Genomic DNA, 26,998 nt, shown 5'->3' on the forward strand with positions numbered 1-26,998 from the left:
CGTTTTTTCAATCAAAATCAGACAAAATCAAACAAAGTCAAATAAAATCAAACGAGTTATAGAATGTTAACGATCAATAACCTACACGCCGAAATCGAAAACGGCGTAGAAATCTTAAAAGGAATTAATTTAAAAATCAATCCGGGCGAAGTTCACGCAATTATGGGACCGAACGGAGCAGGAAAATCCACCCTTTCCTCTGTAATTGCAGGAAAAGAAGATTACGTAGTAACCGATGGTGAAATTATTTTCGAAGGTGAAGACATCGTGGAAGATGCGCCGGAAGAAAGAGCGCACAAAGGAATCTTCATGTCGTTTCAATATCCGGTGGAAATTCCTGGAGTTTCGGTGACAAACTTCATCAAAGCAGCGATGAACGAAACGAGAAAAGCAAACGGACAGGAAGATATGCCCGCAAAAGAAATGCTTGGTTTGATCCGCGAAAACTCCGAAAAATTGGGAATTAAAAAAGATTTTCTTTCTCGTTCATTGAATGAAGGATTTTCAGGCGGCGAGAAAAAAAGAAACGAAATTTTCCAAATGTTGATGTTGAATCCAAAACTGGCAATCCTCGACGAAACTGATTCAGGTTTGGATATCGACGCTTTGAGAATTGTTGCAGACGGCGTAAATTCTTTCAAAAATGAAGGAAACGCTGTTCTTTTAATCACCCATTACCAAAGACTTTTGGATTATATTCAACCTGATTTCGTGCACGTTTTAGCTGATGGAAAAATCATCAAAACAGGCGACAAAACTTTAGCCTTAGAATTGGAAGAAAAAGGTTACGATTGGCTTTTAAATTAGTTTGAAATCGTTTGAAAATTTGATATGGCTTGAAATCCTTTTCTAAACCGTATCAAACAAGTTCAAATCATATCAAACAAAATCAAACAAAAACATGGCTTTATTAGAAAACATACAAAACAATCATTCGTCTTTTCTTGAAACGTTGAAGCATAGCTTCTTGGATGAAAACCGTAAATCTGCTTTGAAAAACTTCTTTCAACAAGGTTTTCCCACCAAAAAAGATGAGGAATACAAATACACCAATCTTCGCGAAATCACCGAAAAGAACTACAATTTCTTTCCGAACGAACACCACACGATTTCAAAACAGCAAATAGACGAACTGCATTTAGGCGAAGAAAATTTTGATTGGATTGTGTTTGTAAATGGGCATCTTCACAAGGAATTATCAAAAATTTCTATTGAAAATGTGGAACTTCTTTCGTTCAATTACGCATTGAACAGCCCTGAACACAAAGACGTTTTCGAAAAATATTTCAACACCATCGCCAACAAAGATTTGGCTTTCGTGAATTTGAATTTGGCATACGTAAAAACAGGATTTTTCCTGAAAGTTCCAAAAAATGTGGTGATAGAAAAACCAATTCACGTTTTCTATCTCTCTCAAAATCAAGATGAAAACACGTTTTACAACACAAGAAATCTTTTAATCGCGGAAGAAGGTTCCAAAATTGAAATTATCGAAAGTCACCACAATTTTGACGATACTTTTGTTTTAACCAATTCCGTGACGGAAATCTTTACCTACCAAAATGCAAAAGCAGATTGGCATAAATTGCAAAATGACAGCGACACTTCCTATTTAATCGACCACACTTTTGCAAAACAGGAACGCGACAGTTTGACGACAGTGAACACCTTTTCTTTCGGTGGAAAAATCGTGAGAAATAATTTGGATTTCATTCATAACGGACAGAATATCAACTCTTTCATGAACGGAATCACGATTATCGGGAATGAGCAGCTGGTTGACCATCACACCGCAGTTCACCACAACACGCCGAATTGCGAATCTTACCAAAATTACAAGGGAATTTTCAAGGACAAATCTCACGGCGTTTTCAACGGGAAAGTTTTTGTAGATAAAATTGCTCAAAAAACCAATGCTTATCAACAGAATAACAACGTTTTACTCAACGAAGGCGCAACAATCGACACCAAACCCCAACTTGAAATTTTCGCCGATGATGTGAAATGTTCGCACGGTTGTACCGTTGGTCAGTTGAACGACGACGCTTTGTTTTACTTAAGAGCAAGAGGAATTTCCAAGAAAGAAGCGCAAGCTTTATTACTGTACGCTTTTGCTAATGATGCAATGGAAAACATTGATATCGAACCACTTAAATTAAAAATATCCAAACTTTTAGCAGAAAAATTAGAAGTGAATTTGGCTTTTGAGGATATTTTTTAATCCAATACATTTAAAAAATATAAAACGTGTTTTGGGACACGTTTTTTCTTTATTTTTGGGCGACAATTTCCGCATCGAGTTTATACTGAGCATGTCGAAGTATTCCCGCTTTTTTGTTCCACTTCTTTTCACAAAAAGAGCTCCACTCAAGTCGGGTCGCGTTTTTGTCCTAATATCAAATCTCCGTGAAAAAAATGAATCTCGAAAACATTTCCAACCATCTTTCCGCCTACAAAGAAAATGACCAAATTTTTGATGCGGCAAATTTCCTCATCCGAACTTTCGGTCTTGAAAGTGACAATTTCGCAGGTTTCGGGTTTCGACCCGAATTGGAACCGAACAAAATGCTTTTAACAACAGAAGGTGCACTAGGAGAAAAACAAATGGTGATGATTCCTAAAAATTTGTTCGATTTCGATTTGAATTTGGTCGCCAATATGGTCGCTCACGAAATGTTACATGTACGTCAAAAAGCGCCAGAAACATTGGTGGAAGATAAAAACGAAAGAGAATTTCAAGCTTATTACGAGATGCTTTTCCATAAAGTTTTTCCAAACATTCCCGATGTTTCCGATTTCCACAAAAAATTCTTCGGCGAAAAAGCGTTGGAATATTACAAAAGAATGGGTGAAAATTCTGAGCTTCAACAAAAATATTCGGAACAGAAGAAGGAAGTTGAGGATTTGATTGGAAGCTTACCGTAAAAAATAAATAAATTTTGACTAAAGCCAAACGAATTTTTAACAAAAAAAAACGGACTAAAGTCCGCTCCTATTGATATTTGAAAATCTGCGCCATCTGCTAAATCTGCGAGAATCTTATCCCAAATACCCCTCCAAAATCTTGCACGCAGATTTCGGCAAGTTCGTTCCCGGACCAAAAATAAAATCCGCGCCATTGGCATACAAAAACTCATAATCCTGCTGCGGAATTACACCTCCCACCACAATGGTGATATCACCTGCACCGAGTTTTTTCAGTTCTTCCACCACCTGCGGAACCAAAGTTTTGTGACCTGCAGCCAAAGAAGAAACACCTAAAATGTGAATATCGTTTTCTACAGCTTGTTTCGCCACTTCTTCCGGAGTTTGGAAAAGCGGAGCGACATCCACGTCGAATCCCATGTCCGCAAATGCGGTTGCCACGACTTTAGCGCCACGATCGTGACCGTCTTGTCCCATTTTTGCGACCATGATTCTTGGTCTTCTTCCTTCTTGGTCTTCAAATTTTTGGGTTAAAGAAACCGCCTTTTCGAAATATTCGTTTTTACCTGCATTCATCGCATAAACTCCTTGGATTGTTCTGATATTGGCTTTGTAACGACCGAAACTTTCTTCCATTGCGTCGCTCATTTCTCCCAAAGTTACTCTTCTTCTTGCCGCTTCGATACAGATTTCGAGAAGGTTTCCATTGCCGGATTTTGCCGCTTCTTTAAGTTTTTCAATAATTTCTGCAACCTTTACAGGATCTCTTTCGGCTTTGATCTGGTTTAATCTTTCGATTTGTTTTCGGCGAACTTCGGAATTGTCGATATCCAAAATCTCCAATTCCATTTGCTTAAGATTTGATTTAAAGGAATTTACACCGATGATGAATTCTTCGCCACTATCAATTTTCGCCTGTTTTTTTGCAGCAGCTTCTTCAATTCTCATCTTTGGAATTCCGGCTTCTATTGCTTTTGTCATTCCGCCTTCTTTTTCCACCTCATCAATGAATTTCATGGCTTCATCAATCATTTGTTGAGTTAAAGTTTCCACCAAATGGCTTCCTCCCATTGGATCCACTACATCGCAAATTCCACTTTCCTGCTGTAAGATAATTTGGGTATTTCTTGCAATCTTCGCAGAATAGTCGGTTGGTAAAGCTATTGCTTCGTCTAAAGCGTTCGTATGTAGAGATTGTGTTCCACCCAATGCGGAAGATAGTGCTTCAATTGCAGTTCGGGTAATATTGTTGAAAGGTTCCTGTTCCGTTAGAGACCACCCCGAAGTTTGAGAATGTGTTCTCAATGCCAAAGATTTCTGATTCTGTGGATTGAATTGAGTTAAAAGATTCGCCCAAATAAATCTCGCCGCTCTCATTTTCGCAATTTCCATGAAATGATTCATTCCAATTGCCCAGAAAAACGAAAGTCTTGGTGCAAAATCATCTACATTCATTCCTGCTTTTATTCCGGTTCGAACGTATTCCAACCCATCGGCTAAAGTATAGGCCATTTCCAAAACTGGCGTTGCTCCTGCTTCCTGCATGTGATAACCAGAGATAGAAATCGAGTTGAATTTGGGGATATTTTTAGCGGTATATTCAAAAATATCGGCGATAATTTTCATCGATGGTGTCGGTGGATAAATGTACGTATTCCGAACCATGAATTCCTTCAAAATATCATTCTGAATCGTTCCTGAAAGTTTTTCTTGTGAAACTCCTTGTTCTTCCGCAGCTACGATATAGAAAGACAAAATTGGCAAAACCGCTCCATTCATGGTCATTGAAACGGAGATTTCATCCAACGGAATTTGATCGAAAAGAATCTTCATATCTTCCACGGAATCTATGGCAACTCCTGCTTTTCCAACGTCGCCTACAACTCTTGGATGGTCGGAATCGTAACCGCGATGTGTCGCCAAATCGAACGCCACGGAAAGTCCTTTTTGTCCAGCCGCCAAATTTCTTCTATAAAACGCGTTCGATTCTTCCGCTGTAGAAAAACCTGCGTATTGACGAATGGTCCAGGGTTTTTGAACATACATGGTGGAATATGGCCCTCTCAAATACGGTGCAATTCCTGCGGAGTATTCTTTTTCTGTAAGACTTTTGGAGTCGTGTTCGGTGTAAGAAGACTTCATTTCCAAACCATCTTTTTCAAAGAAATAAGGAAGTTTATCTTCGAAACTGCTTGTGAAATCTGGATTTTGTTTTTGGATTTTTTGGCGCATTTTACTTTGCATTATAGAAAAGTAAAGTTACGAATTTTTGAAGAAAATGAATTTTGATCTTGCTACTTTAATATAGATGAAAAACTGGCTGTTAAATCTGCCTTATGCCGAATAAATAATTTCCATTAAAAAATGGACGCCTCACTTTTGAGAAAGTCTCTACTTTTTAAAAATATTTCTGAAAATTCCCTTTTCCTTAACCTTTTCTTTGGTGTCCTGAACTTTTTGTTTTACATCGCTTTTGGTTTCAGCGATATCTTCCTTGGTTTGTTTCAGGGTTGATTTGGTGACTTCAACTGCATTTTTAACTTTCACCTCTGTTGTTGGTGCATTCTTGCCAATCAACGTCTTCTTTAAACCTTGCTCGATTCCGCGCCAAAAAAGGTTGAAGAAAGATTTCGTTTTATCCCGCTCCACATTTTCTACCGCAACAGATTCGGGATAATTTCCAGAATTGGTTTTTACTACCATATTCGCAACTGCTGATAGCATCTTGTTTTTTTCACCGGTCGGTTTCAAAACCGCAACTTGAAGATTTTGGTGTACCATTTTTAAAGTTCCATGAATTCCACTAAAATTCCCTCTAAAATTAAAAATGAGGTCAGAAATTAGACCCGTTGCGCGAATTTTTAGATATGGCTCAATAAAAGAATTAATTTCTGCTGCAGGCAAATCCGCAATATTTCCCGAAATCGCAAAAGCGTCGTTCATGTTTGCCGTATCAAAACTCCATTTCACTTTCATCGGCGATGCGTTCATGAATCGACAGTTGATAGAAATTGGAACCAAAGTTGGTTTACCCTTCATCTTCCCCGAATTCAAGTTTTTTGCATTCAAGTTAAAATTGTTGAAGGTTAATTTTCCGGGACCATCGCTTTTTTTGGTGTCTTCTTCGTAAACCAAAACTGAATTTCTTACATCCAAATTCTGAATAAACATCGGGAACTTAATCGTTCGCAACAATTTGGAATAAAGCAGTTTCTCCGTCAAATCGTCTTTTGGAATTTTACTGCGGAAAATATCGGCGTTCATCCCGTTTAGAGTAACTTCAGACGCATCAAGGAACTTACTTTCCGAAGCCAAATCCCAATTTCCTTTTGCGGAAATTTGATTGATTTTTAAATCATACAGATCCTTTTCCGCAGGAATCATTCGGATGAACTGCGCTCTGGAAACCAAAGGTTTTAGAGAAAAATTACTGACCAACAAAGCGTTTTTATTCTGCGTCAAAGCACCAATATTTATTTGATAAAATTGGTTGATTTTAAAACTGAAATTCTTTGTCGTCAATCGATAATTTTCGGTTTTAAAGGGGATTTTTTCGCGAACGGTTTTTTCATTCATTTCAAGATTCTGAATTTTTGCATTCAAATCATTGAAAACTAATGGTTTGTCGAGATTGTCAATCGTAAGGTTTGAATTTTTTAAATCGATATTTTTAATCTTCAATGGCAACTGAATTCCGCTGTAATTTGGTTTCTTTTTGTTCGGGTTTTTTGCGGCGGTAACTTTTCCGTTTAAGCCATTTATCAAAACATTTTGAACATCCAATTTCAGCTTATTGTTCAGAAAGTTCCATTCGTTGATTTTCAGGTTAATTCGATTCGCATTCAAATCCATCAAGGTTTTATCAGACACCGAAACCGTAGGTTTTACCGAAACATTTCTTAAGTCCGCCGATTTCGGATTAATCGCCAAAGCCGAAACTTTCACATTTTCACGGTCGGAAATATAGTTTAAATTCTTCCCGTTCATTTTAAAATTGTCATAATTAAAGGGAATATTTCCTTTAGCAGTTTCATCGTTCATCAAGAATTTATTGATGTTCATAGTGAGATTTTCTGCGATAAACAAAGGGGTTCCGTTTGGTTTTAGAATTTTGATTTTGGCGTTATTCATCAACACATCTTCTAAATTTACGTCGTAGGTAAAACTCTTTTTTTTCTCACTTATTATTACATTCGTCGTGTACATTTTCAGCTCTGGATTCTCGAAACGTACATTGGTGAGATTGATTTTATTGTCCTTCAAAATGATGTCTTTAAACTCCATTTCAGAAGATGTAAAGTCAAAAAGATTTCTTTTTTTTGGATAAAATTTTGTAAAATTTTGATAAGAAAGAAGTGGAACCAAAGCGAAATCCTTAATACTCATCTGATTTTCCTTCGTGGTAACATAATTCGCCGTGAATGCGTAAACATTATCGGGACGGAAAAAGAAATTCTTCCCGTTGATATCATACTTGTCGAAAACCACAGGAAGTTTTTTCTCCACCGATTCTTCGGTCATTTGTAGGTTTTCGACATTCAAATTCAAATCATTTACTGAAAGAAATTTTTGTTTGGTATGCCTGAAAATTTGAATATTCCCGTTGTTAATTTTAATATTCTCAAAAGCGACGGGATTTCTTTGTTTGCCCGTTTTTTCATCAATAGGTTTCGCGAGAACGATATTAAGGTTGGGACTTTTGAGAAGTAAATTGGAGGTATTGACTCTTTTATTAAAAATCGCGTCATAAATTCCTAGTCGGGAAATTGATAAGGTGTCAATCGTTCCCTGCAATCCTATAACGTTTTGATTTTGAGGGTTTTTGTTGTTAATTGAAATTCCTGTGGAATGAATGTTTCCCGTAGCAATGTCCACATCCAATGTCTTGTAGGAAATTAGGTAATGTGAATTGTTTTTAACATATTGCGGGAGCTGAGATTTCAGCCAATAATTAATCCCAAAATTGGCAACAATGAAGAGTGCGAGAAAAATCCCGAGAAAAATGGCGATAATTTTGAGGTAGTTTTTCTTCATTTCGTTGAAGATTAAAATTTTGTGCCATTTAACGGAGTGATTTATTTAATCATGGTCATTTTTAAACTTCCAAGTCAATCACATAACCTTCATGTCCTCTCACATTGATGAAGTTTCCGCCATCGAAAGCAAGGTATTGTCCTTTAATTCCCTTTAAAATTCCCTCGAATTCAGGGTTTTTGTCTAAAGTAAACGAGTTGATTTTTTCAGGTTTTTCGTAAGGATAGTCTAGACGAATCATCTCATGTTCGTCGCGATAAAAATTTTGAAAATTTTCAGGAAAGTAATTTTTTATTTTTTCACGGAAATCGACCAAATCCAAATCATCTTCAAAATCATCTTCCAACATTTTTCGCCAATTGGTTTTGTCGGCAAGGTGTTCTTTTAATGCGACTTCAATCATTCCCGCCTCGTAGCGATTCTCGGTTTTTGCAATCGGTAAAGCGAAAGTTGCACCTTGGTCAATCCAACGTGTCGGAACTTGCGATTCTCTTGTAACGCCCACTTTCACGTCGCCTGTGTAAGCAAGATACACCACATGCGGTTGTAACTGAATGGATTGTTCAATTTCCAAATCCCGTTCGGCGATTCCTAAATGTGCAGTAGAAAGTTCAGGACGAATAATCGTGTCGCTTGCATACGGACTTTCGAAAAAACACTTTTTGCAGAAACCCATTCTGTAGATTTTCTCTTCACTTCCACAGTTTACACATTGATAACCAACGTGTTTTATTTTCAAATTCCTTCCAATCAGCTGATTCATATTGATTAAATCATTGGAGAGATTGAGAAAATATTGGATGGGTTTTCCGTTTTGGGTGGTCATTTTTAGGATTTGTCCGTGGAAATGCATGTCGTTATTTTTTGTAAATTTAATCTATTCTGTCTTCGCCTGCAAAGTTTTCACTTGTGACTGAAGGTCAGAAATTTGTTGCTGAAGTTGCTTGAATTCTGAACTTAATTCGGCATTTCCGCGGGAATAACGCCAAATTAAATCAATGTCTTTAACAAGAGAATTATGAGAATTAAGCTGTTCCCTGCTTATATAAGTGCTGTCATTTAAAATAGTGACTTTCAGAAATTATTTTCCTTTTTCTTCAAATGGTTCGTAATTAACAATCGCCAAATCAGGATGTTCTGCTTTAATCATGGAAATGTAATTTTCCGACTGCTCACGAAAATTTTCGTTATCCCATTTCTTTTTAGTTAATAGAATACTCGGAATCAAAATAATGACCGAAAAAATAGAAATTAATACGGAAGTGGTTTTATTGTTTTTGCGGTTTTGTGCTAAATAATACTTTTGGTAACCTAAAATAATACTCAAAATCCAAGTTCCCACCCCGATGAAAAAACAGTTGATGACATAAAAATAAAAACCGCCAACAAAATAATCCCAATTTCCCGTTGCAATTCCAAAACCTGCCGTACAAAGCGGCGGAATACATGCCGTGGAAACTGCAACTCCCGCAATAACCTTTATCGCTTCCTTTCTAATAATTCCTAAAAACCAGGCAAATCCACCAAAAAGTGCCAAAAAACAGTCGAAAACCGTAGCATTTTTGAAACCTTCAAGCTGTGAAGTTTCTGCATGAAAAGGAGAAATCAAAAAATAAAGCGTTGAGGAGATCAAAGCGACCGCAATCATGAGTATCCAATTGTAAACCCCAAGTTTTAAAAGTCTTTTGTTACCGATAGAAAGCCCAAAAGCAATTCCAACAATGGGTCCCATCAAAGGAGAAATGAGCATCGCGCCAATTACGGCGGCAGAACTGTTGATATTCAAACCGATACAGGCAATGAGCATCGATAAAACAAGAAGCCATAAATTATGCCCCTGAAAATAGATTCCATCTTCGATTTCTCTAAAAGTAAATTCTTCGGATTCTTCTTTGGGAAGCGAAAGCTTGCGTTTAATATTATAAAAAGGCATGGTTTATTTTTAGTAAAAATAGAAAAAAAGAAGAGTGAATTTGATTTTTTAATTCGTTAAATTTGCCTTTACAATAAACTCAAATGAATTACCTCGTCACAGGCGGAAGCGGATTTATCGGTTCGCACCTTGTAGAACATCTTCTGAAAAACGGACATTCTGTCATTAATATTGACAATTTCGATGATTTCTATGATTATAAAATAAAAATAGAAAACACTTTGGAATCGGTTGGGAAAACCAACGAATTTACTTTTCATAATAAAAGCACCGACATTCAGAAGCTCATTTTTGAAACCTCATCAAAAAATTATCAGCTTTATTATCAGGACATTAGAGACAAAAATGGTTTAGAAAAAATCTTTCAAAAACATAAAATTGATTTCGTTATTCATTTGGCGGCATTAGCGGGAGTTCGCCCATCAATAGAAAGACCTTTAGAGTACGAAGAGGTGAACGTGAAAGGAACGATGAATCTGTGGGAACTTTGTAAAGAATTTAATATTAATAAATTTATATGCGCTTCAAGTTCAAGTGTTTATGGAAATAATAAAACCATTCCTTTTTCTGAAACCGATAACGTTGACAACCCGATTTCCCCGTACGCAGCCACGAAAAAATGTGGTGAAATTCTAGGACACGTTTATCATCATCTTTATAAAATTGATATGATTCAGTTGAGGTTTTTCACCGTGTATGGACCAAGACAAAGACCTGATTTAGCCATCCATAAATTCACTAAATTAATATCCGAAAACCAAGAAATCCCTTTCTATGGCGATGGCGCTACTTCGCGCGATTATACTTTTATCGATGATATTATTGATGGAATGTTGAAATCCATTCACTACCTTGAAACTCATGACAACGTTTATGAAATCATCAACCTCGGTGAAAATGAAGTTATTAATCTGAATGAAATGGTTTCCACCATTGAGGCCAGTCTTCAAAAAAATGCCTTAAAGAAAATGCTCCCACTTCAAGCGGGAGATGTCATGAAAACCAACGCCGATATTACCAAAGCTAAAAATTTAATCGGTTATAAACCCACCACAAAATTCCAAAATGGCATAAAAAAATTTGTGGAATGGTTTTTGGGAAAGTGATTCGAGATTCGAGATACCAGTTGGGAGAATGGTAAGGTCAACATTCAGTTTTTACGTGATGAAACCGCGAAACCCGCATCCCGCAACTCGAACCTCAAAAAGATTGAAAATCAACGACAAAAACCTTTGATTTCTCACCTAATTTTATACTTTTGCAAAAAATTTAATATATGTACTGGACATTAGAATTAGCATCTTATTTAAGCGACGCACCTTGGCCAATGACGAAGGCAGAACTTATTGATTACGCAATCAGAACAGGTGCACCCATGGAAGTGGTAGAAAATCTTCAGGCAATCGAAGACGAAGGAGAAATCTATGAGTCGATCGAAGAAGTTTGGAGCGATTATCCAACGGACGAAGATTTCCTTTGGAACGAAGACGAATATTAAGAATGCAGTCGGCAATCAGCAGTCTGCTTTCTGCTGTTTTTGCCCCAAATATTTTAAAGCAGAAAAATTAACGCTGAATGCAAATGCAGACAGCCGAATGCAAACAATATGGGTTTATTAGACAAAGTTCTGAAAGGTTTCTTGGGCGACAAAAACGCCACCGACCTTAAGGAAGTAAAAAAAGTTGTAAACAAAATCAAAGCTGTTGAACCAAAAATTCAGGAACTTTCTGATGACGGTTTAAGGGCAAAAACCGCAGAATTTAAAGATAAAATTAAATCTGCCACCGCAAATATCACCAAGCAGATTGAGGATATTAAGGAACAAATAAAAAACTCCACCAACGTTGATGAAAAAGAAGCGCTTTTCTCAAAGGTTGAAGCTTTGAAGAAAGATTCCTACCAAATCGAGGAGAAAGTTTTGAACGAAATTCTTCCCGAAGCATTTGCTTTAGTGAAAGAAACCGCAAGAAGGCTTGCCCAAAATGGTGAAATCCGAGTAACTGCAACCGAAATGGACAGAGAACTTGCTTCAACTAAAGATTTCGTTGAAGTTCAGGGAGATACCGCCATTTGGAAAAACCAATGGAATGCACACGGAACCGCCGTAACCTGGGACATGGTTCACTATGATGTTCAGTTCATTGGTGGTGTCGTTCTTCACAGCGGAAAAATTGCGGAAATGGCAACCGGTGAAGGTAAAACTTTGGTGGGAACTTTACCTATTTATTTAAACGCACTTCCTGGAAGAGGAGTTCATGTAGTGACCGTAAACGATTATTTGGCGAAACGTGACTCGGCTTGGATGGGACCACTTTACCAATTCCACGGACTTTCGATTGACTGTATCGACAATCATCAACCCAACTCCGACGCGAGAAGAAAAGCCTATCAATCAAGTATCACTTACGGAACGAATAACGAATTCGGTTTTGATTATTTGAGAGATAACATGGTGACTTCACCCGAAGAATTGGTTCAAGGGGAATTAAATTTTGCGATTGTGGATGAGGTGGATTCCGTTTTGGTGGATGATGCAAGAACGCCGTTGATTATTTCAGGACCTGTTCCGCAAGGGGACCGCCAGGAATTTGATGTGTTGAAGCCTTCTGTTGACAGAATTGTAGAAATTCAGAAAAAGACAGTGACTTCTATATTTAATGAAGCTAAAAAATTAATCGCAAACGGAAACACCAAAGAAGGCGGTTTCAAATTATTGCAAGCTTACAGAGGTTTGCCGAAAAACCGTCAGTTGATTAAATTCCTTTCCGAAAGCGGAAACAAATCACTTCTTCAAAAAACCGAAGCGCAATACATGCAAGACAACAACAGGGATATGCCAATTGTTGACAAGGATTTGTATTTCGTTATCGACGAAAAAAACAATCAGATTGACCTTACCGATAAAGGGGTTGAATACATGTCTGCAGGAAACGAAGATAAAGATTTCTTCGTTTTGAATGACATCGCAACTGAAATTGCAGAACTTGAATCTAAAGGTTTAAGCAAAGAAGAAGAGTTCGAAGCCAAAGAAAAGTTATTCAGCGAATTTGCCGTAAAATCTGAAAGAGTTCATACTTTAAGTCAGTTATTGAAAGCATATACTTTATTCGAAAAAGATGATGAATACGTAGTTATTGACGGTGAAGTAAAAATCGTGGACGAACAAACAGGTCGTATCATGGAAGGAAGACGTTATTCTGACGGACTTCACCAAGCGATTGAGGCAAAAGAAAACGTAAAAATTGAAGCGGCGACTCAAACTTTTGCAACGATCACGCTACAGAACTACTTCCGTATGTACAACAAATTGGCGGGAATGACCGGTACTGCAGAAACAGAAGCAGGCGAACTTTGGGAAATCTATAAACTCGACGTAGTGGTAATTCCTACAAACCGACCAATTCAAAGAGATGACAGACAAGATTTGGTGTACAAAACCAATCGTGAAAAATACAACGCCGTAATCGAGGAAATCGAAAGATTAACCGCTCAAGGAAGACCCGTTTTGGTGGGTACAACTTCGGTGGAAATCTCTCAATTGCTGTCGAGAGCACTTCAGTTGAGAAAAATTCAACATAATGTTTTGAACGCTAAACTTCACGCAAGAGAAGCGGAAATCGTTGCTTTAGCAGGAGGTCCGGGTGTGGTAACTATCGCAACAAACATGGCAGGACGTGGAACCGACATTAAATTGCAGGGCGACGTAAAACAAAACGGCGGTTTAGCGATCATCGGAACGGAAAGACACGATTCAAGACGTGTTGACCGTCAGTTGAGAGGTCGTGCAGGAAGACAGGGAGATCCGGGAAGTTCACAATTCTATGTTTCTTTGGAAGATAATTTGATGCGTCTTTTCGGTTCGGAAAGAATCGCGAAAATGATGGACAGAATGGGACACAAAGAAGGCGAAGTGATTCAGCATTCGATGATTTCCAAATCGATTGAAAGAGCGCAGAAAAAAGTTGAAGAAAACAACTTCGGTATCCGAAAAAGACTTTTGGAATATGACGACGTGATGAACAAACAACGTGACGTGATCTACAAAAGAAGAAAGAACGCATTGTTCGGTGACCACTTGAAATACGATATTTCGAACATGATTTACGATGTGTCACAATCCATCGTTACCAAAACGAAAATGGAAGGTGACTACAAAGATTTCGAATATGAAGTAATCAAACATTTCACGATGGAAGCGCCGGTTTCTGAAAGCGAATTTAAGACAAAACAAGTTCCTGAATTGACGAGAATCCTTTCTAAAGCAGCTGAAGAAGATTATCAAATGAAGCTGAACCTTTTGAAAGAAAAATCTTTCCCAATCATTGAAAACGTTTACCAAAACCAAGGTTCAATGTTTAAGATGATTCAGGTTCCTTTTACCGATGGAATTAAAACGATGACCATTGTTACCGATTTGAAAGCAGCTTATGAAACAAAATGCGATTCTTTGGTGAATGACTTTGAAAAGAATATTTCACTCGCCATCATCGATGAGAACTGGAAACTTCACTTGAGAGAAATGGACGACTTAAGACGTTCTTCACAAGGTGCAGTTTACGAACAGAAAGATCCGTTGGTAATTTACAAACAAGAATCTTTCTATCTTTTCAGCGAAATGGTGGAAAAAGTAAACAAAGAAATAGTGTCATTCTTGTTCAAAGGAGAAATTCCGCAATAAGAAATACAATATAACCTTTAAAAACTTCTTCAGAAATGGAGAAGTTTTTTTGTTAACGAATATTAATTTTTTGTACTTTTAAAAACTAAAATTACAACGGATGTCATTAATAGATTTGTCGAAACAGGTCGCATTAGGAGTAGATATTGGCGGAACTAACACCAAATTCGGTTTGGTAAACCACCGCGGCGAAATTCTAGATAAAGGAAGCATCAGAACTGATGAATTTGAGAAAGTGGAAGACTTCATCGAGGCGCTTTACAATAAAGTAAAACCACTTATTGATGAATACTGCACGGAAAGACAGTTTGACGGAATTGGAGTCGGTGCACCCAACGCAAATTATTATCGGGGAACCATTGAACAGGCTCCAAATCTTCGTTGGAAAGGAATTGTTCCTTTTGCTGAATTAATGACGGCGAAGTTTGGTGTCCCGTGTAAAATGACCAATGATGCAAACGCAGCGGCTTTAGGTGAAATGATGTTCGGTGCAGCAAGAGGAATGAAGGATTTCATCATGATTACACTCGGAACCGGCGTTGGAAGCGGAATTATTTCCAACGGACAATTAATTTACGGTCACGATGGTTTCGCAGGTGAATTGGGACACACGATTATAAAACCAGGCGGAAGAAAACATTGGAGCACCGGTTCTGAAGGTTCTTTGGAAGCTTACGCATCCGCAACAGGAATTTCAATCACCGCAAAAAAAATGCGGGCAGAATTTCCCGATTCGATGCTCAATGATTATCCTGAAGAAAAAATCGATTCTAGAGTGGTTCATGAATGTGCGTTAAAAGGCGACCCCACGGCAATTGAAGTTTTCCGATATACAGGGCAGAAATTAGGGGAAGCTTTGGCAAATTTCGTAATGTTTTCTTCTCCCGAAGCAATTCTACTTTTTGGGGGCGTAATTAAAGCGGGAGATTTTATCTTAAAGCCTACCAAACTTAACATGGAACGAAATCTTTTGCCGATTTTCAGAAATAAGGTAAAACTCGTTTTCAGTGAACTGGACGAAGCTGATGCCGCTATTTTGGGCGCAAGTGCTTTGGTTTGGGAAAAGTGACTGAATTGGTTTAACTAAAAATTTTATGCCACGAATATCATTAGTGCTTTTGTGGCGATCTTTTTTCACCATTCATTTATAAAATTTCCTTCATAGAAAACCGTTATCAAATCATGAATAAGATTTTAGTAATTTTGATGAGCTTTATTTTGAGTTCCTGTAGCGGACAGGAATCCAAGAAATCTTTAACAAAAAATCAAAAAATGGATAAACAAAATTTAAAATATATCACTTTCGGGGGCGGATGTTTTTGGTGTGTAGAAGGCGCTTTTCAATATTTAAAAGGAGTTGAATCGGTAGTTTCTGGCTATTCCGGTGGACATAAAAATAATCCTACTTACGAAGAAGTTTGTACCGGCGAAACAGGACATGCAGAAGTGGTGCAAATCGGTTACAATCCGAAGGAACTTTCTTATGAACAGTTGATGGATGTGTTCTTTTTCCTGCACGATCCCACGCAATTGAATAGACAGGGAAATGACATCGGAACACAGTATCGTTCAGTAATTTTCTATAAAGACGATGCCGAAAAAACAAAAGCCGAAGAAGCCATCAAACAATCCGAAGCAAGCGGAAGATGGCACGGAAAATACGTCACGGAACTGGCAAAATTTGAGAAGTTTTGGCCAGCTGAACAATATCATCAAGGCTATTATGAAGCCAACCCGAACCAACCCTATTGCAGCGCAGTTGTTGGTCCAAAAATCGCCAAATTCAAAAAACATTACGGTGAACTTGGAATGTTGAAATCAGAAGTCGCAAATTAAATAAAAAAGCCGTCTCACAACTCGTGAAAGACGGCTTTTTATTTTGGTGATTTAGTCAAAAACAGTTGGTTTCGGTCTTGTAGACCTCCGTTTCGGTTTTTGATATAAAATTTGGAGTAGCTGACGTATAATTTTAGGTTGAAGAAGATATAATTTGGCGTTCAGAACGTATAATTTTTGGTACTTAACCTCATTTTATAAGTTTTTTAGAGATCAGCATGGTGTTATAACTTCTTTCTAAAAATATAATAACCCGCTTCCGATGGATGGTCCTGAACATAATCTTCAGGATTTTCTTTTTTGATGAGGTTATAAATCATGATATCCCCCGCTGCAGAACCGGAAAATATAATTCCAAACAGTAGCAAACCTGGATTTCCAAGAACCATTCCTAAAATTGCGGGTAAAATCCCCACTAAAACAAGTGGAGCCAATAAAGCGATGATGTAATGTTTGATTTGTAGAGGTTCTTTGCAATGTGCATAAGGCGTCAACATTTTCCAAAGCACGCCAAATTTTACCGATTTAAATCCTTTCGTAGCATATTTCGCAAAGAAAATTCCGTGCACAAATTCGTGAATTACAATTCCAATAATAAATGCAATCAAGGGAAAAAACATTTTTAGAAACGGATTTGCTCCTTTATAAAAACTTTCAGATAAATTGTTTCCCCAAATCAAATAATAGGGAACGGTAAATATTATCGCAAAGAAAATGAGATATTTTATCGCGACAAGATTGGCTTTCATCAAGTCGATCGTTTTCTGGTCTTTATTATAATTTTCTAAATTCATTTTTCATAAAAAAAGCCGCCAAAAAATCAGCGGCTTTTCAAGTATTTTAAAATTTTATCTTACCAAAGTCATCTCACTGATCAAGTGACCTGCTTTACCGTATTTTTCAATCGTCCAAAGAACCATTCTCACGTCAACGTTGATGGTTTTCTGCAATTTCGGGTCAAAAATAATATCGCCGCTTAAAGCCTCACTGTTTCCGTCGAAAGCAAGACCTAAAAGATTTCCGCTACCATCAAGAATTGGCGAACCTGAATTTCCACCGGTAATATCGTTGTTTGACAAGAAGTTTACAGGCATGAAACCTTTTTTGTCTTTGTACTGACCAAAATCTTTTTTCTTCACCAAATCCAGGAATCTTTGTGGCAAATCGAATTCTTCATCACCTTTCTTGTACTTCGCCACCATTCCGTTGATGTCGGTGTAGTAATTGTTTTTTTCGCTAATTCCGTAATATTTTCTGTCGCTTCTTTCAGGCAAAGTGTTTACAGAACCGTAAGTTAATCTCATCGTAGAATTGGCATCAGGATAGAATGCTTTTTCAGGTTGAGACTTCCTTAAACCATCCAAAAATATTCTGCTGTTTTTCGCGAAAGCGTCATCAACTTTTGCGAACTTCTCTCCCATTAATTTTTGATCTTCGATGAAGCTGTTTGCAATTTTTAATAATGGGTCTGCATCAAGTTTTAATTTATCAGGACTGTTTACGAAATTCAGTGCTGATTCTTTAGTTGCGAAAATCGAAGAGAATGCTATGTTTGACAACGTTTTTGCATCAACCGACATTAAAGATGGTGAAGCAACGTCTTTGTTTACTCTTTGCTGATAAAGACCAACCATTGAGTTCAACATTTCGCCCTCTAATTGGGTGTTTAAACCATCGTACATTCTGTTGATTGCGTCGGTAACTTTGGTCTTCATTCCAGCTTTTCCGGCATCATCTTGATCAACATAAGTTTTCAACAAAGAACCTAACTGGTAAGCAATGGGAAGATATTTCGCATTTCTTTGTAGTTGGGAAGAGTAGTTTCTCTCTACGTTTCTGTTTGAAAACTGGGTGTAATTTCCTTTAATATCTTCTAAAACTCCGCCATAAACAGCTTGATTTTCAGGAAGTAACGCCCAAACCTGGAATTTGCTTTCTAAATCTTTTTTACCTGCTATGGTTTGGTTTTTTTCAACTGCATCAATTGTTCCCTGTCTGTTCTTCCAATAATTTGCAACAGAAGCGTATTGGGAAGCGTAATGAAGTTTTGTAGCCTGGTCTTTGTCCATGTACTTTTTCATCACATCCATGGCCATTTTTGAGGCTTCAACCCAAGCTGGATAATCTTTATTTACCATTTGCTCGATTCCGTAAGAAGTAAGGTATCTGTTTGTTCTTCCGGGATAACCAACAATCATCGTGAAATCTCCAGGTTTGTAGCCTTTAAGAGAAATTGGAAGCGCATGTTTTGGCTTCATTGGAACGTTGTTCGGAGAATATTCCGCTGGATTTCCGTTTGCATCTGCGTAAACTCTGAACACTGAAAAATCCACGGTATGTCTTGGCCATTCCCAGTTATCAGTATCGCCGCCATATTTTCCTAAAGCGTTTGGTGGAGTTCCTACCAATCTTACATCTTTGAAATCTTGGTAAACAAAATAGTAGAATTCATTTCCATTGTAGAAATCTCTTACTACCACTGTATATTTTCCGTTCTCTGAGTTTTCTGTTTGAATGGCTTTGTATTCTGCATCAATAACCGCTTTTCTTTCTTCGGCAGTCATGCTGTTGTTTAATTTTGCATTAATTCTTTGAGAGACATCATCCATTCTCACCATAAATCTTACAGAAAGTCCTTTTGCAGGAAGTTCCTCAGATTTTTTCATTGCCCAAAAACCGTTGGTCAAATAATCTTTTTCAGGAGTTGAAAGAGCCGCGATATTACCGTAACCACAATGATGATTGGTGAAAAGCAAACCTTCCTTAGAAACGATTTCAGCAGTACAACCACCACCAAATTGCACGATAGCATCTTTTAAGCTAGAATTATTGATGGAGTAAATTTCTTCAGCCGTCAATTTTAATCCCTGTTTTTTCAAATCAACCCCATTAAGTCTTTTGACCATCGACAAAAGCCACATTCCCTCATCAGCTTTTAGCTGGAAAAAGCTCAACATGAAAGTGAGCAGTAATAATATTCTTTTCATTGATAAATTTTTTATGTTCGCTAATTTAAGAAAATCATTTCAGATGAAATTAATAAAATAAAAAAGGATGAGTTTCCCCATCCTTTATTCTCAGATTTATTCAAAAAGTTATTCTTTGATTAATTTTGTTGATGTTTTTTGTCCATCAGATAAGGTCACATTTAGCATGTAAACTCCTTTTTGTAAGCCTGACAAATCAATTTGTTTGATGTTTTCAAAAGTTTTTACTGTTCTTCCGTTCATATCAACCAATAAAATTGATTTCACAGTACTCTTAGACTGGATGTTAACTTGTCCTTTAGTTGGGTTTGGATAAACTGTAACTGCATTTTTCGCTGCATTAACGTTTGCAGTTGCCAAAAGTGGTCCTAATTTATTCATTCCTCCTCCTGTAGCAGCATCTTTAAATCCACCTCCCCAAATTGCTGAAGCATTAAACACACCTAAGTTAGCGATTCCATCCGTATCTCCTGGTGCTGGAGTAAGGGCTGTCCAAGTATGTCCTCCATCAGTACTAATAGCAGAACCTCTTGAAGTTGATGAAGCACCCGCTGTAATTAACGTGTTTGCTGTTCCAGGTACATAAGCAATATCTCCTGTAAAAGAAGTACCCGCAGTAACATCCACCACTGCCCAGTTTGCTGCGGCATCAGTTGTAGCGTAAATTAGGCCATCCTGATCCATAACCCAAGCGGTGTTTGCATCTTTTAATGCAATTTGTCCGCTTGCTCCTGGAGTTGTAACCCCGCCAAAATCTACGATTGGTGTCGAAGAAATTGTCCAAGTAACTCCTTTGTCATTCGATTTCATCACTCTTCCAAGGTCAGTTCCAAACCATGAAACATTTCCTGCGGCTGCTTTCAAATGGGTATAAGCAAATTCGTTTGAAATAGCAGGGGAATTAGCGGCCGGGTTTCTGGTCCAGGTAGCTCCTCCGTTTGTTGTATTGTAAATTTCATACCTTCCTGATGCATCTGGGTCACCCATTAAGTAACCTGTATTAGCGTCAAAAAAATGAACAACATTTGGGAAAGCAGTAGATGCATTAAATCCCGGAACGGTTTGTTTTGCCCAAGTTGCACCTCCGTCTGTGGTTTTCCATACACCACCACCTGCGCCTCCGCTGGAATTGGTAGCTACAGCATAAGCAGTTGTAGCAGAAGTTGCACTAATGTCGGAAATAAGCAATGCGGTATTGCCTACATTAATTAATCCTCCTGTCCAAGTTGTTCCTCCATTGCTTGTTCTTGTGTATGCTTGTACGTTTGCGCCCCCTCCAGAACCATCAGCTCCCATTGCCCATACTGTATTGGCATCAACTACAGAAAAAGACAAAGGATATGTTCCAGCTGCAGGAAAATTGGAGTTCTGTGTCGTCCAAGTCTGTGCCTGTGTCATCATTGCAACAAGTGCAAATCCTGTAAGTAAAAGTTTTTTCATAATCTTATAAGTTTAATGATTTTTTGTAAAATTATACTATTTGAAAATAATATGCAAACAATATTGCCATTTTTTAATCAAATCGCTTGAATTCGTGTCAAAAAACACTTTTGATAGTTACCTATAAAGCGCTTCCTTCTATTTGTCGATACATCTCCGTGTGCGGGATATCGTCTTCGAAATATTTTTTTCCGGTTTCTGAGAAACCAAACTCGGTATAAAACTTTATTAAATAATCTTGTGCAGAAATCCTCACCCTTTTACTTTTAAATCTTGATTCTATAACTTCCAGAGCAAATTTCATCAAAACTTTTCCCAATTTTAAGTTCCTAAACTTTTGACCTGTAAGAACTCGTCCTATTGACGACTCCCCATATTTAACACCCTCGTCAAAAACCCTGCAATAGGCCAAAATTTCTCCATTCCTTTCTGCCCAAAGGTGAACGGCCTGATCATCGCAACCATCTGCATCAAGATAGTAGCATGCCTGTTCCACGATAAAAACTTCCTGCCGAATTTTTAGGATGCAGTAAAGCTCATTTAAAGTCAGTTGATCAAATTTTTTGACTTTCCAAAGAATATCTTTCATCCCTTAAAATTTACATGGTTTTCTTCTAAAAACTTATTCGTTTTGGAAATGAAGTTTAGAATCTCATCCGTTCCCACCTTTTTTTCTGCAGAAGTAACATATGTTTCCGGCAGATCTTCCCATGTTTTCAGAAGTTCTGCTTGATAGTTTTCAACATTAGAAATTGCTGCGTTGGGTTTTAGTTTATCAGCTTTAGTAAAAACTATAGAGAAGGGAATTCCGTTTTCGCCACACCATTCAATAAATTCCAGATCGATTTTTTGTGGCGTATGTCGGGAATCAACCAAGACGAAAAGGTTCACCAGGTTTTTTCTGTTCAGGATATAATTGGTGATCAGCTTCTCGAAATCTTTCCTTAAACTTTTCGAAACCCGCGCGTAACCGTAACCGGGCAAATCGGTCAAATACCAACTCTCATTCACTAAAAAATGATTAATAAGTTGTGTCTTTCCTGGGGTTTGAGAGGTTTTCGCCAAATCTTTGTGATTCATCATCGCATTGATTAAGGAAGATTTCCCCACATTGGATCTTCCGATAAATGCATATTCAGGTAAGTTGGGTTCAGGGCAATCCTGCCATTTTCCGCTACTTTTCACAAATTCCGCTGTTTTGATAACCATCCTTGAATTTTTTTCAAATTTAATCAAATAAAAAATGGAAGCTTAAAACTTCCACCTATTTGTTTTCAATTTTCTTTAACCAACTGTAGAGAATTTCATTGAACTCGTCTGGTTTCTCCATCATTGCGGCGTGTCCGCATTGATCGAGCCAGAATAATTCCGAATTTGGAATCAATCGGTTCATTTCGATCGCGACTTCTGGTGGAGTTACGGTATCTTGCTTACCCCAAATTAGACAAGTTGGAACTTGAATTTTGTGAAGTTCCTTTTCCATATTATGTTTAATGGCGCTTCTTGCAAGCATCACGGTTTTAATTCCTTTTCCGCGGTCATTAACAATCGAGAAAACTTCGTCTACCAATTCTTCCGTGGCAATTTTTGGATCGTAAAATACCTCCTCCGCTTTTTTCTTGATATAATCTCGGTCATTTTTCCTCGGGAAACTGTCTCCAAATGAACGTTCATATAAACCGGAACTGCCCGTCAAAACCAAATCACTTACAACATCCGGACGCGCCAAAGTCAAAATCAAGCCAACGTGTCCTCCCATCGAATTCCCCACAATAATTGCAGATTCTCCTACTTCTTCCTCGATAAACCTTGCTACAAATTTCGCAATGGAAGTCAGGTTCGTATTTAAAACGGGTAAATCGTAAATTGGTAACTCAGGAAAATATACGCGGTACCCTCTCGCCGAAAAATAGGAAATCAGTTTGGTGAAATTGCTCAATCCTCCCATTAATCCCTGCAACAGAACGATTGGTCTCCCTTCACCTTCTGCGAGAAATTTGAATTGTTTATTTTTTTTTGTCTTGAATAACATATGTTTTCCTAAATAGGCGATTGCAAAAATACGAATTTAACGGTAAAATCAATTTTTTTGGCATTAAAAGTAATAATTATTATGCCACTTTTATATTCAGAACACGATTTTCTTTGCAATTTATTCTTTTTATTTTCTGCTGCCATAAATCGTTTTCAATCAAATGGTTAATCGAAAATTCCAAAACTTATTAACAATATGTCAAAAAGTGGGAAAAAGTGGGAAAATTTCAAAATTATTATATAAATTTGTCCCAAATGATTCAATTCTTCGAGACATACGAGTGCAAAATTGATGACAAAGGCCGACTGAAACTGCCTTCGTCATTGGTAAAGCATTTGGAAAATCTCGGTGGAAATTTCGTGGTGAAACGTTCGGTTTTCAACACTTGTCTTGAAGTTTATCCCGTGAAAACTTGGGAACAAACCATCCAAACCATCGGCAAAGTAAACAGATTTAAAGCCAGAAACCTAGAATTCATCCGAAAATTTACCGCTGGTTTGAAGACCGTAGAAATTGACAAAGCAGAAAGGATCTTGATTTCAAAAGACCTCAAAACTTTTGCAAATTTAGAAAAAGAAGTGGTAGTCGCCGGAATGATTGATTATTTTGAAGTTTGGGACAAAACCGCGTACGAAGAAAACATAAAAACCAACGAAGCCGATTTCGCTCAACTCACCGAGGAAGTTATGGGCGACGTGAATTTTGATGACGATGAAAAATAAAATTTTGATTTGATTTGATAAATCTCAAATCTCTTAATCTCAAATCTATAGAAAGTGTATCACAATCCCGTATTGCTGAAGAAAAGTGTTGATGATTTGGTGACGAATCCGGACGGAATTTACGTGGATGTGACTTTCGGAGGAGGTGGTCATTCAAGAGAAATCTTGAATCGGCTTTCAGATAAAGGGAAATTGTTCAGTTTCGACCAAGATTTAGACGCTCTTAAAAATACGATTGATGATGAAAGATTCACGCTGATTAATCAAAATTTCCGCTTTTTGGAAAACTCGCTTTTGATTTATGGAATCACCGCGGTTGATGGAATTTTGGCAGATTTGGGCGTTTCTTCCCATCAATTTGATGAGGCAGAACGTGGATTTTCAACAAGAAGCAACGCACCTTTAGACATGAGGATGAACGTGATGCAAAGTTTGGACGCCAAAAAAGTCATCAATGATTATGAAGAAGAACATTTGGCGGATATTTTTTACCATTACGGCGAACTTCGGGAAGCGAGAAAATTGGCGAGAGAAATCGTTCACCACCGAAAAAATAAAGCGATTGAAACAACGGAAGAATTGAAAAAATTGTTCAGTTATATTCCGCCACATAAGCAGAACAAGTTTTTTGCGCAGGTTTTCCAGGCAGTGCGAATTGAAGTGAATCAGGAATTGGAGGTTTTGAAAGAAATGCTTCTTCAATCCTACAAAATCTTGAAACCCGGGGGAAGATTGGTCGTGATTTCTTACCATTCCCTGGAAGACCGATTGGTAAAGAGATTTTTAAAAAACGGAATGTTCGAAGGCGAACCAAAGAGAGATATATACGGTAATTATGACAAAGCATTTGAATTATTAAAAACAAAGGCAATCATTCCCGACGATAAAGAAATAGAAGAAAACTCACGTGCAAGAAGCGCGAAAATGAGAACAGGTATAAAAGTGTGAATTGGCTCCGCGTAAATTTCTAAAGAGTGAATAGTAAATTTAAAAAAATTGACATCAAAGCGAATTCACTGCGAAGCAAATTGACCATGAAATAAATTGACTTGAAAAATTGGCAAAACGAAACACCTATCGACCACAGAAAAAACTCACCTTTATAGACATCATAAAGGGAAATTTTCTGAACCGTGATGAAGTCAAAATTCATTACCGTTATTTTTTGTTGGTATTCGTGCTTTTGATGATTATGATTTACAGCAACCATTTGGTGAGCAAAAAAATCGAGCAAGTCAATGATTTAAAAGAACAGACCGAAGAATACAAATCAAGGAACGCTTACGCACAAAGCAGATTGATTAAAGTAAAATTAGAATCGGAATTGGGAAAAGAAATGGTGCAAGATTCCTTGTTATCCCTTGAAAATCACCCACATAAACTTTTGATAAAATTAGACAGTACAGATGGCGGTGCAAAATGAATTTGAAAAAAAACGCTCAATGACATTGAGATGGGGCTACCTTTTCGCGGGTTTTGCCTTCATTTTGTTTGTGGTGTTTTTGGGAAGAATTCTTGTTTTGCAGAACACCAATGTTGAGGAAATCAAAAACGACTACATCAGCAAAAATTATCGGGAAGCCACTTTGAAAGCAGCGCGCGGAAATCTTTACGCTTCGGATGGTTCTATTTTGGCGACGACCGTCATGCGTTACGATGTTTATCTCGACTTTAAAACAATAAAAGACACGGTTTATTCCAATAACATCGGTGCTTTGACGGATTCATTGTCAAAAATGTTTGGCAAACCGAGGGCTTATTTTCGAGACAGATTAGATCAACAAAAAAAGGCAAAAAACCAATATTATTCTTTAGTTAAAGGTCTTGACTTCGATGATTATGACCGAATCAGAAAATTCCCGATTTTCAAAAAAGGAAAAAATAAAGGTGGTTTCATCGTCGATAGAAATTACAAACGAGAATTGGCAACGACCCAAATTGGAGCGGGAACGATTGGAATGGATAATGGAATTGCAAAATCCGGTTTGGAAGGTGCCTTTTCAAAATATTTAACGGGAACAGACGGAACTCGATTAGAACAAAGAGTAAACTCAAGTCAATGGAAACCAATCGATTATTGGAAAGTAAATGAGCCGATTGACGGACAGGATGTTTATACCACCATCGATTTAAGAATTCAAGACATCGCACATTCCGCTTTGGAAAAACAATTGGTGAATTTCGATGCAGATCACGGTTGTGTCGTGGTGATGGAAGTGGCGACCGGAAAAGTAAAAGCAATGGTCAACCTTCGAAGAACCGAACCGGGAATTTACGTGGATGCCTACAATTACGCGTTAAAAGACGCCACTGAACCTGGGTCTACTTTTAAAACCGTTTCCCTTTTGGCTGCAATGGACGATGGCTTCATCGACGAAAACACCACAGTAAATGTTGGAAACGGAGTTTGGACTTATGCAAAACAAAGAATTTCAGATGGTCATGGCGGCGGAACTTATGAGATTTCCGATGTTTTGGCTAAATCGAGTAATGTGGGTTCAGCGAAATTGATCACCAAATTTTATGCTGACAAACCACAAGTTTTCCTAGACCATTTGAAAAAATGGAAAATGTTTGAAAAATTAGATATCGAACTTCCGGGAGTGACGAAACCATTTGTGGTGACGCCTGAAAACAAAAGATGGAACGCCGCGACTTTGGCTTCTCTTGCTTACGGATATTCATCGAGGTTTAACTTATTGCAACTCACTACTTTTTATAACGGAATTGCCAACAAAGGTAAAATGCTAAAACCGCTTTTCATCGAAAAAATTATGAAAGACGGCAGAACTCTATATGAGGCGAAACCACAGGTTATGGTGAACAAAATGGCTTCCACAAAAGCGATTGATTTAATGACGACCTCGCTCACCAAAGCCGTTGAAAAAGGAACCGCGAAAAGTATTTTCACGCCGAATTTAAAAATGGCAGGAAAAACCGGAACCGCAAGATTTGAATATTGGAAACCGGGACCACCGAAATATCAGGCGAGTTTTGCAGGATTTTATCCAAGCGACAATCCGAAATACACCTGTATCGTGATGATTAACCAACCGGATAATTCGAAAGGATTTTACGGAGCAACCGTTTCTGCGCCGGTTTTTAAAGAGATTGCAGGAAAAACTTTCTTGAAAACCCCACAAAATGTCGAGCAGGAAATGTTGGTGGACAAAAAAGTGGATTTGAGCAAAATGGTAGAACCAAATGTAAAATTAGCAGTAAACGCAAACCAAATGCCAAACGTGGTCGGATTGATTGGAAAGAACATCATCCCTCAATTGGAAAATCAAGGGTATCGAGTTGATTATAAAGGCGTTGGAAGAATTAAGGAACAGTTTCCTTTAGAAGGAACTGTAATCAATAAGAATCAGAGAATTTATCTGCAATTGCAGAATTAATTTTTTTTGC

At 37.7% G+C, this 26,998-nt stretch carries 22 protein-coding genes; 12 read left to right on the plus strand and 10 right to left on the minus strand.

The window, feature by feature from the left end:
- The first annotated feature begins 63 nt into the window (after positions 1-63).
- The 3 genes from sufC to J4771_RS08675 all read left to right on the plus strand — a co-directional run bounded on the left by sufC (position 64) and on the right by J4771_RS08675 (position 2,925).
- Positions 64-807 carry a Fe-S cluster assembly ATPase SufC gene (gene sufC / locus J4771_RS08665; RefSeq protein ID WP_224134577.1) on the plus strand — a complete coding sequence of 248 codons (744 nt, stop codon included), beginning with the start codon at positions 64-66 and terminating at the stop codon, positions 805-807.
- Positions 808-901: 94 nt separating this feature from the next.
- Complete coding sequence (sufD, locus tag J4771_RS08670; RefSeq protein WP_224134578.1) at positions 902-2,221, plus strand: Fe-S cluster assembly protein SufD; 1,320 nt, start codon at positions 902-904, stop codon at positions 2,219-2,221.
- Between the two features lie 194 nt (positions 2,222-2,415).
- Positions 2,416-2,925: a hypothetical protein gene (locus J4771_RS08675; protein ID WP_224134579.1), complete on the plus strand. Its 510-nt coding sequence runs from the start codon at positions 2,416-2,418 to the stop codon at positions 2,923-2,925.
- A gap of 114 nt (positions 2,926-3,039) precedes the next feature.
- Here J4771_RS08675 and scpA read toward each other — a convergent pair whose 3' ends face one another.
- The 4 genes from scpA to J4771_RS08695 form a co-directional block, all read right to left on the minus strand.
- Positions 3,040-5,169: a methylmalonyl-CoA mutase gene (gene scpA / locus J4771_RS08680; RefSeq protein WP_394369764.1), complete on the minus strand. Its 2,130-nt coding sequence runs from the start codon at positions 5,167-5,169 to the stop codon at positions 3,040-3,042.
- Between the two features lie 147 nt (positions 5,170-5,316).
- Positions 5,317-7,959: an AsmA family protein gene (locus J4771_RS08685; RefSeq protein ID WP_224134580.1), complete on the minus strand. Its 2,643-nt coding sequence runs from the start codon at positions 7,957-7,959 to the stop codon at positions 5,317-5,319.
- Between the two features lie 61 nt (positions 7,960-8,020).
- On the minus strand, positions 8,021-8,812 hold the full coding sequence (locus J4771_RS08690; protein WP_224134581.1) for a DUF2797 domain-containing protein: 792 nt from the start codon (positions 8,810-8,812) through the stop codon (positions 8,021-8,023).
- Positions 8,813-9,040: 228 nt separating this feature from the next.
- Positions 9,041-9,892: a DUF389 domain-containing protein gene (locus J4771_RS08695; protein ID WP_224134582.1), complete on the minus strand. Its 852-nt coding sequence runs from the start codon at positions 9,890-9,892 to the stop codon at positions 9,041-9,043.
- Between the two features lie 83 nt (positions 9,893-9,975).
- Here J4771_RS08695 and J4771_RS08700 point away from each other — a divergent pair, with 83 nt between their 5' ends.
- The 5 genes from J4771_RS08700 to msrA all read left to right on the plus strand — a co-directional run bounded on the left by J4771_RS08700 (position 9,976) and on the right by msrA (position 16,406).
- A complete protein-coding gene (locus J4771_RS08700; RefSeq protein ID WP_224134583.1) occupies positions 9,976-10,998 on the plus strand; it encodes a GDP-mannose 4,6-dehydratase in 1,023 nt (340 codons plus the stop codon).
- Positions 10,999-11,168: 170 nt separating this feature from the next.
- Positions 11,169-11,390, plus strand: coding sequence for a DUF2795 domain-containing protein (locus J4771_RS08705; RefSeq protein ID WP_002662059.1), 222 nt, complete (start codon positions 11,169-11,171; stop codon positions 11,388-11,390).
- A 108-nt stretch (positions 11,391-11,498) separates the two neighbouring features.
- The gene (gene secA / locus J4771_RS08710) at positions 11,499-14,570 is read left to right on the plus strand and encodes a preprotein translocase subunit SecA (RefSeq protein ID WP_224134584.1); all 3,072 of its coding nucleotides are present in this window, start codon (positions 11,499-11,501) and stop codon (positions 14,568-14,570) included.
- Positions 14,571-14,670: 100 nt separating this feature from the next.
- A complete protein-coding gene (locus J4771_RS08715; protein WP_224134585.1) occupies positions 14,671-15,639 on the plus strand; it encodes an ROK family protein in 969 nt (322 codons plus the stop codon).
- 113 nt (positions 15,640-15,752) lie between these two features.
- Positions 15,753-16,406 carry a peptide-methionine (S)-S-oxide reductase MsrA gene (gene msrA / locus J4771_RS08720; RefSeq protein ID WP_224134586.1) on the plus strand — a complete coding sequence of 218 codons (654 nt, stop codon included), beginning with the start codon at positions 15,753-15,755 and terminating at the stop codon, positions 16,404-16,406.
- Between the two features lie 224 nt (positions 16,407-16,630).
- Here the strand turns inward: msrA and J4771_RS08725 are convergent, their stop codons facing one another.
- The 6 genes from J4771_RS08725 to J4771_RS08750 form a co-directional block, all read right to left on the minus strand.
- Positions 16,631-17,200 (minus strand): DUF3267 domain-containing protein, encoded by a 570-nt coding sequence (locus J4771_RS08725; RefSeq protein ID WP_224134588.1) that lies wholly within the window; start codon positions 17,198-17,200, stop codon positions 16,631-16,633.
- Between the two features lie 54 nt (positions 17,201-17,254).
- Complete coding sequence (locus tag J4771_RS08730) at positions 17,255-19,393, minus strand: S46 family peptidase (RefSeq protein WP_224134590.1); 2,139 nt, start codon at positions 19,391-19,393, stop codon at positions 17,255-17,257.
- Between the two features lie 108 nt (positions 19,394-19,501).
- On the minus strand, positions 19,502-20,833 hold the full coding sequence (locus tag J4771_RS08735; protein WP_224134591.1) for a T9SS type A sorting domain-containing protein: 1,332 nt from the start codon (positions 20,831-20,833) through the stop codon (positions 19,502-19,504).
- 121 nt (positions 20,834-20,954) lie between these two features.
- Positions 20,955-21,422, minus strand: a complete 468-nt coding sequence (locus J4771_RS08740) for a GNAT family N-acetyltransferase (protein ID WP_224134592.1) — start codon at positions 21,420-21,422, stop codon at positions 20,955-20,957.
- On the minus strand, positions 21,419-22,042 hold the full coding sequence (gene yihA / locus J4771_RS08745) for a ribosome biogenesis GTP-binding protein YihA/YsxC (RefSeq protein WP_224134593.1): 624 nt from the start codon (positions 22,040-22,042) through the stop codon (positions 21,419-21,421). The genes J4771_RS08740 and yihA overlap by 4 nt, the downstream gene beginning before the upstream one ends.
- Positions 22,043-22,097: 55 nt before the next feature.
- Positions 22,098-22,865, minus strand: a complete 768-nt coding sequence (locus J4771_RS08750) for an alpha/beta fold hydrolase (protein ID WP_224134594.1) — start codon at positions 22,863-22,865, stop codon at positions 22,098-22,100.
- A 257-nt stretch (positions 22,866-23,122) separates the two neighbouring features.
- Here J4771_RS08750 and mraZ point away from each other — a divergent pair, with 257 nt between their 5' ends.
- The 4 genes from mraZ to J4771_RS08770 all read left to right on the plus strand — a co-directional run bounded on the left by mraZ (position 23,123) and on the right by J4771_RS08770 (position 26,988).
- Positions 23,123-23,590 carry a division/cell wall cluster transcriptional repressor MraZ gene (mraZ, locus tag J4771_RS08755; RefSeq protein WP_224134596.1) on the plus strand — a complete coding sequence of 156 codons (468 nt, stop codon included), beginning with the start codon at positions 23,123-23,125 and terminating at the stop codon, positions 23,588-23,590.
- Positions 23,591-23,644: 54 nt separating this feature from the next.
- Positions 23,645-24,538 (plus strand): 16S rRNA (cytosine(1402)-N(4))-methyltransferase RsmH, encoded by an 894-nt coding sequence (gene rsmH, locus J4771_RS08760; protein ID WP_224134598.1) that lies wholly within the window; start codon positions 23,645-23,647, stop codon positions 24,536-24,538.
- Positions 24,539-24,647: 109 nt separating this feature from the next.
- Positions 24,648-25,013, plus strand: coding sequence for an FtsL-like putative cell division protein (locus J4771_RS08765; RefSeq protein WP_224134599.1), 366 nt, complete (start codon positions 24,648-24,650; stop codon positions 25,011-25,013).
- Positions 24,997-26,988 (plus strand): penicillin-binding transpeptidase domain-containing protein, encoded by a 1,992-nt coding sequence (locus J4771_RS08770; protein WP_224134601.1) that lies wholly within the window; start codon positions 24,997-24,999, stop codon positions 26,986-26,988. The genes J4771_RS08765 and J4771_RS08770 overlap by 17 nt, the downstream gene beginning before the upstream one ends.
- Positions 26,989-26,998 lie beyond the last annotated feature (10 nt).

Origin of the sequence: Candidatus Kaistella beijingensis (assembly GCF_020084865.1) — a bacterium.
In the GTDB taxonomy this organism is placed as follows: Bacteria; Bacteroidota; Bacteroidia; order Flavobacteriales; family Weeksellaceae; genus Kaistella; species Kaistella beijingensis.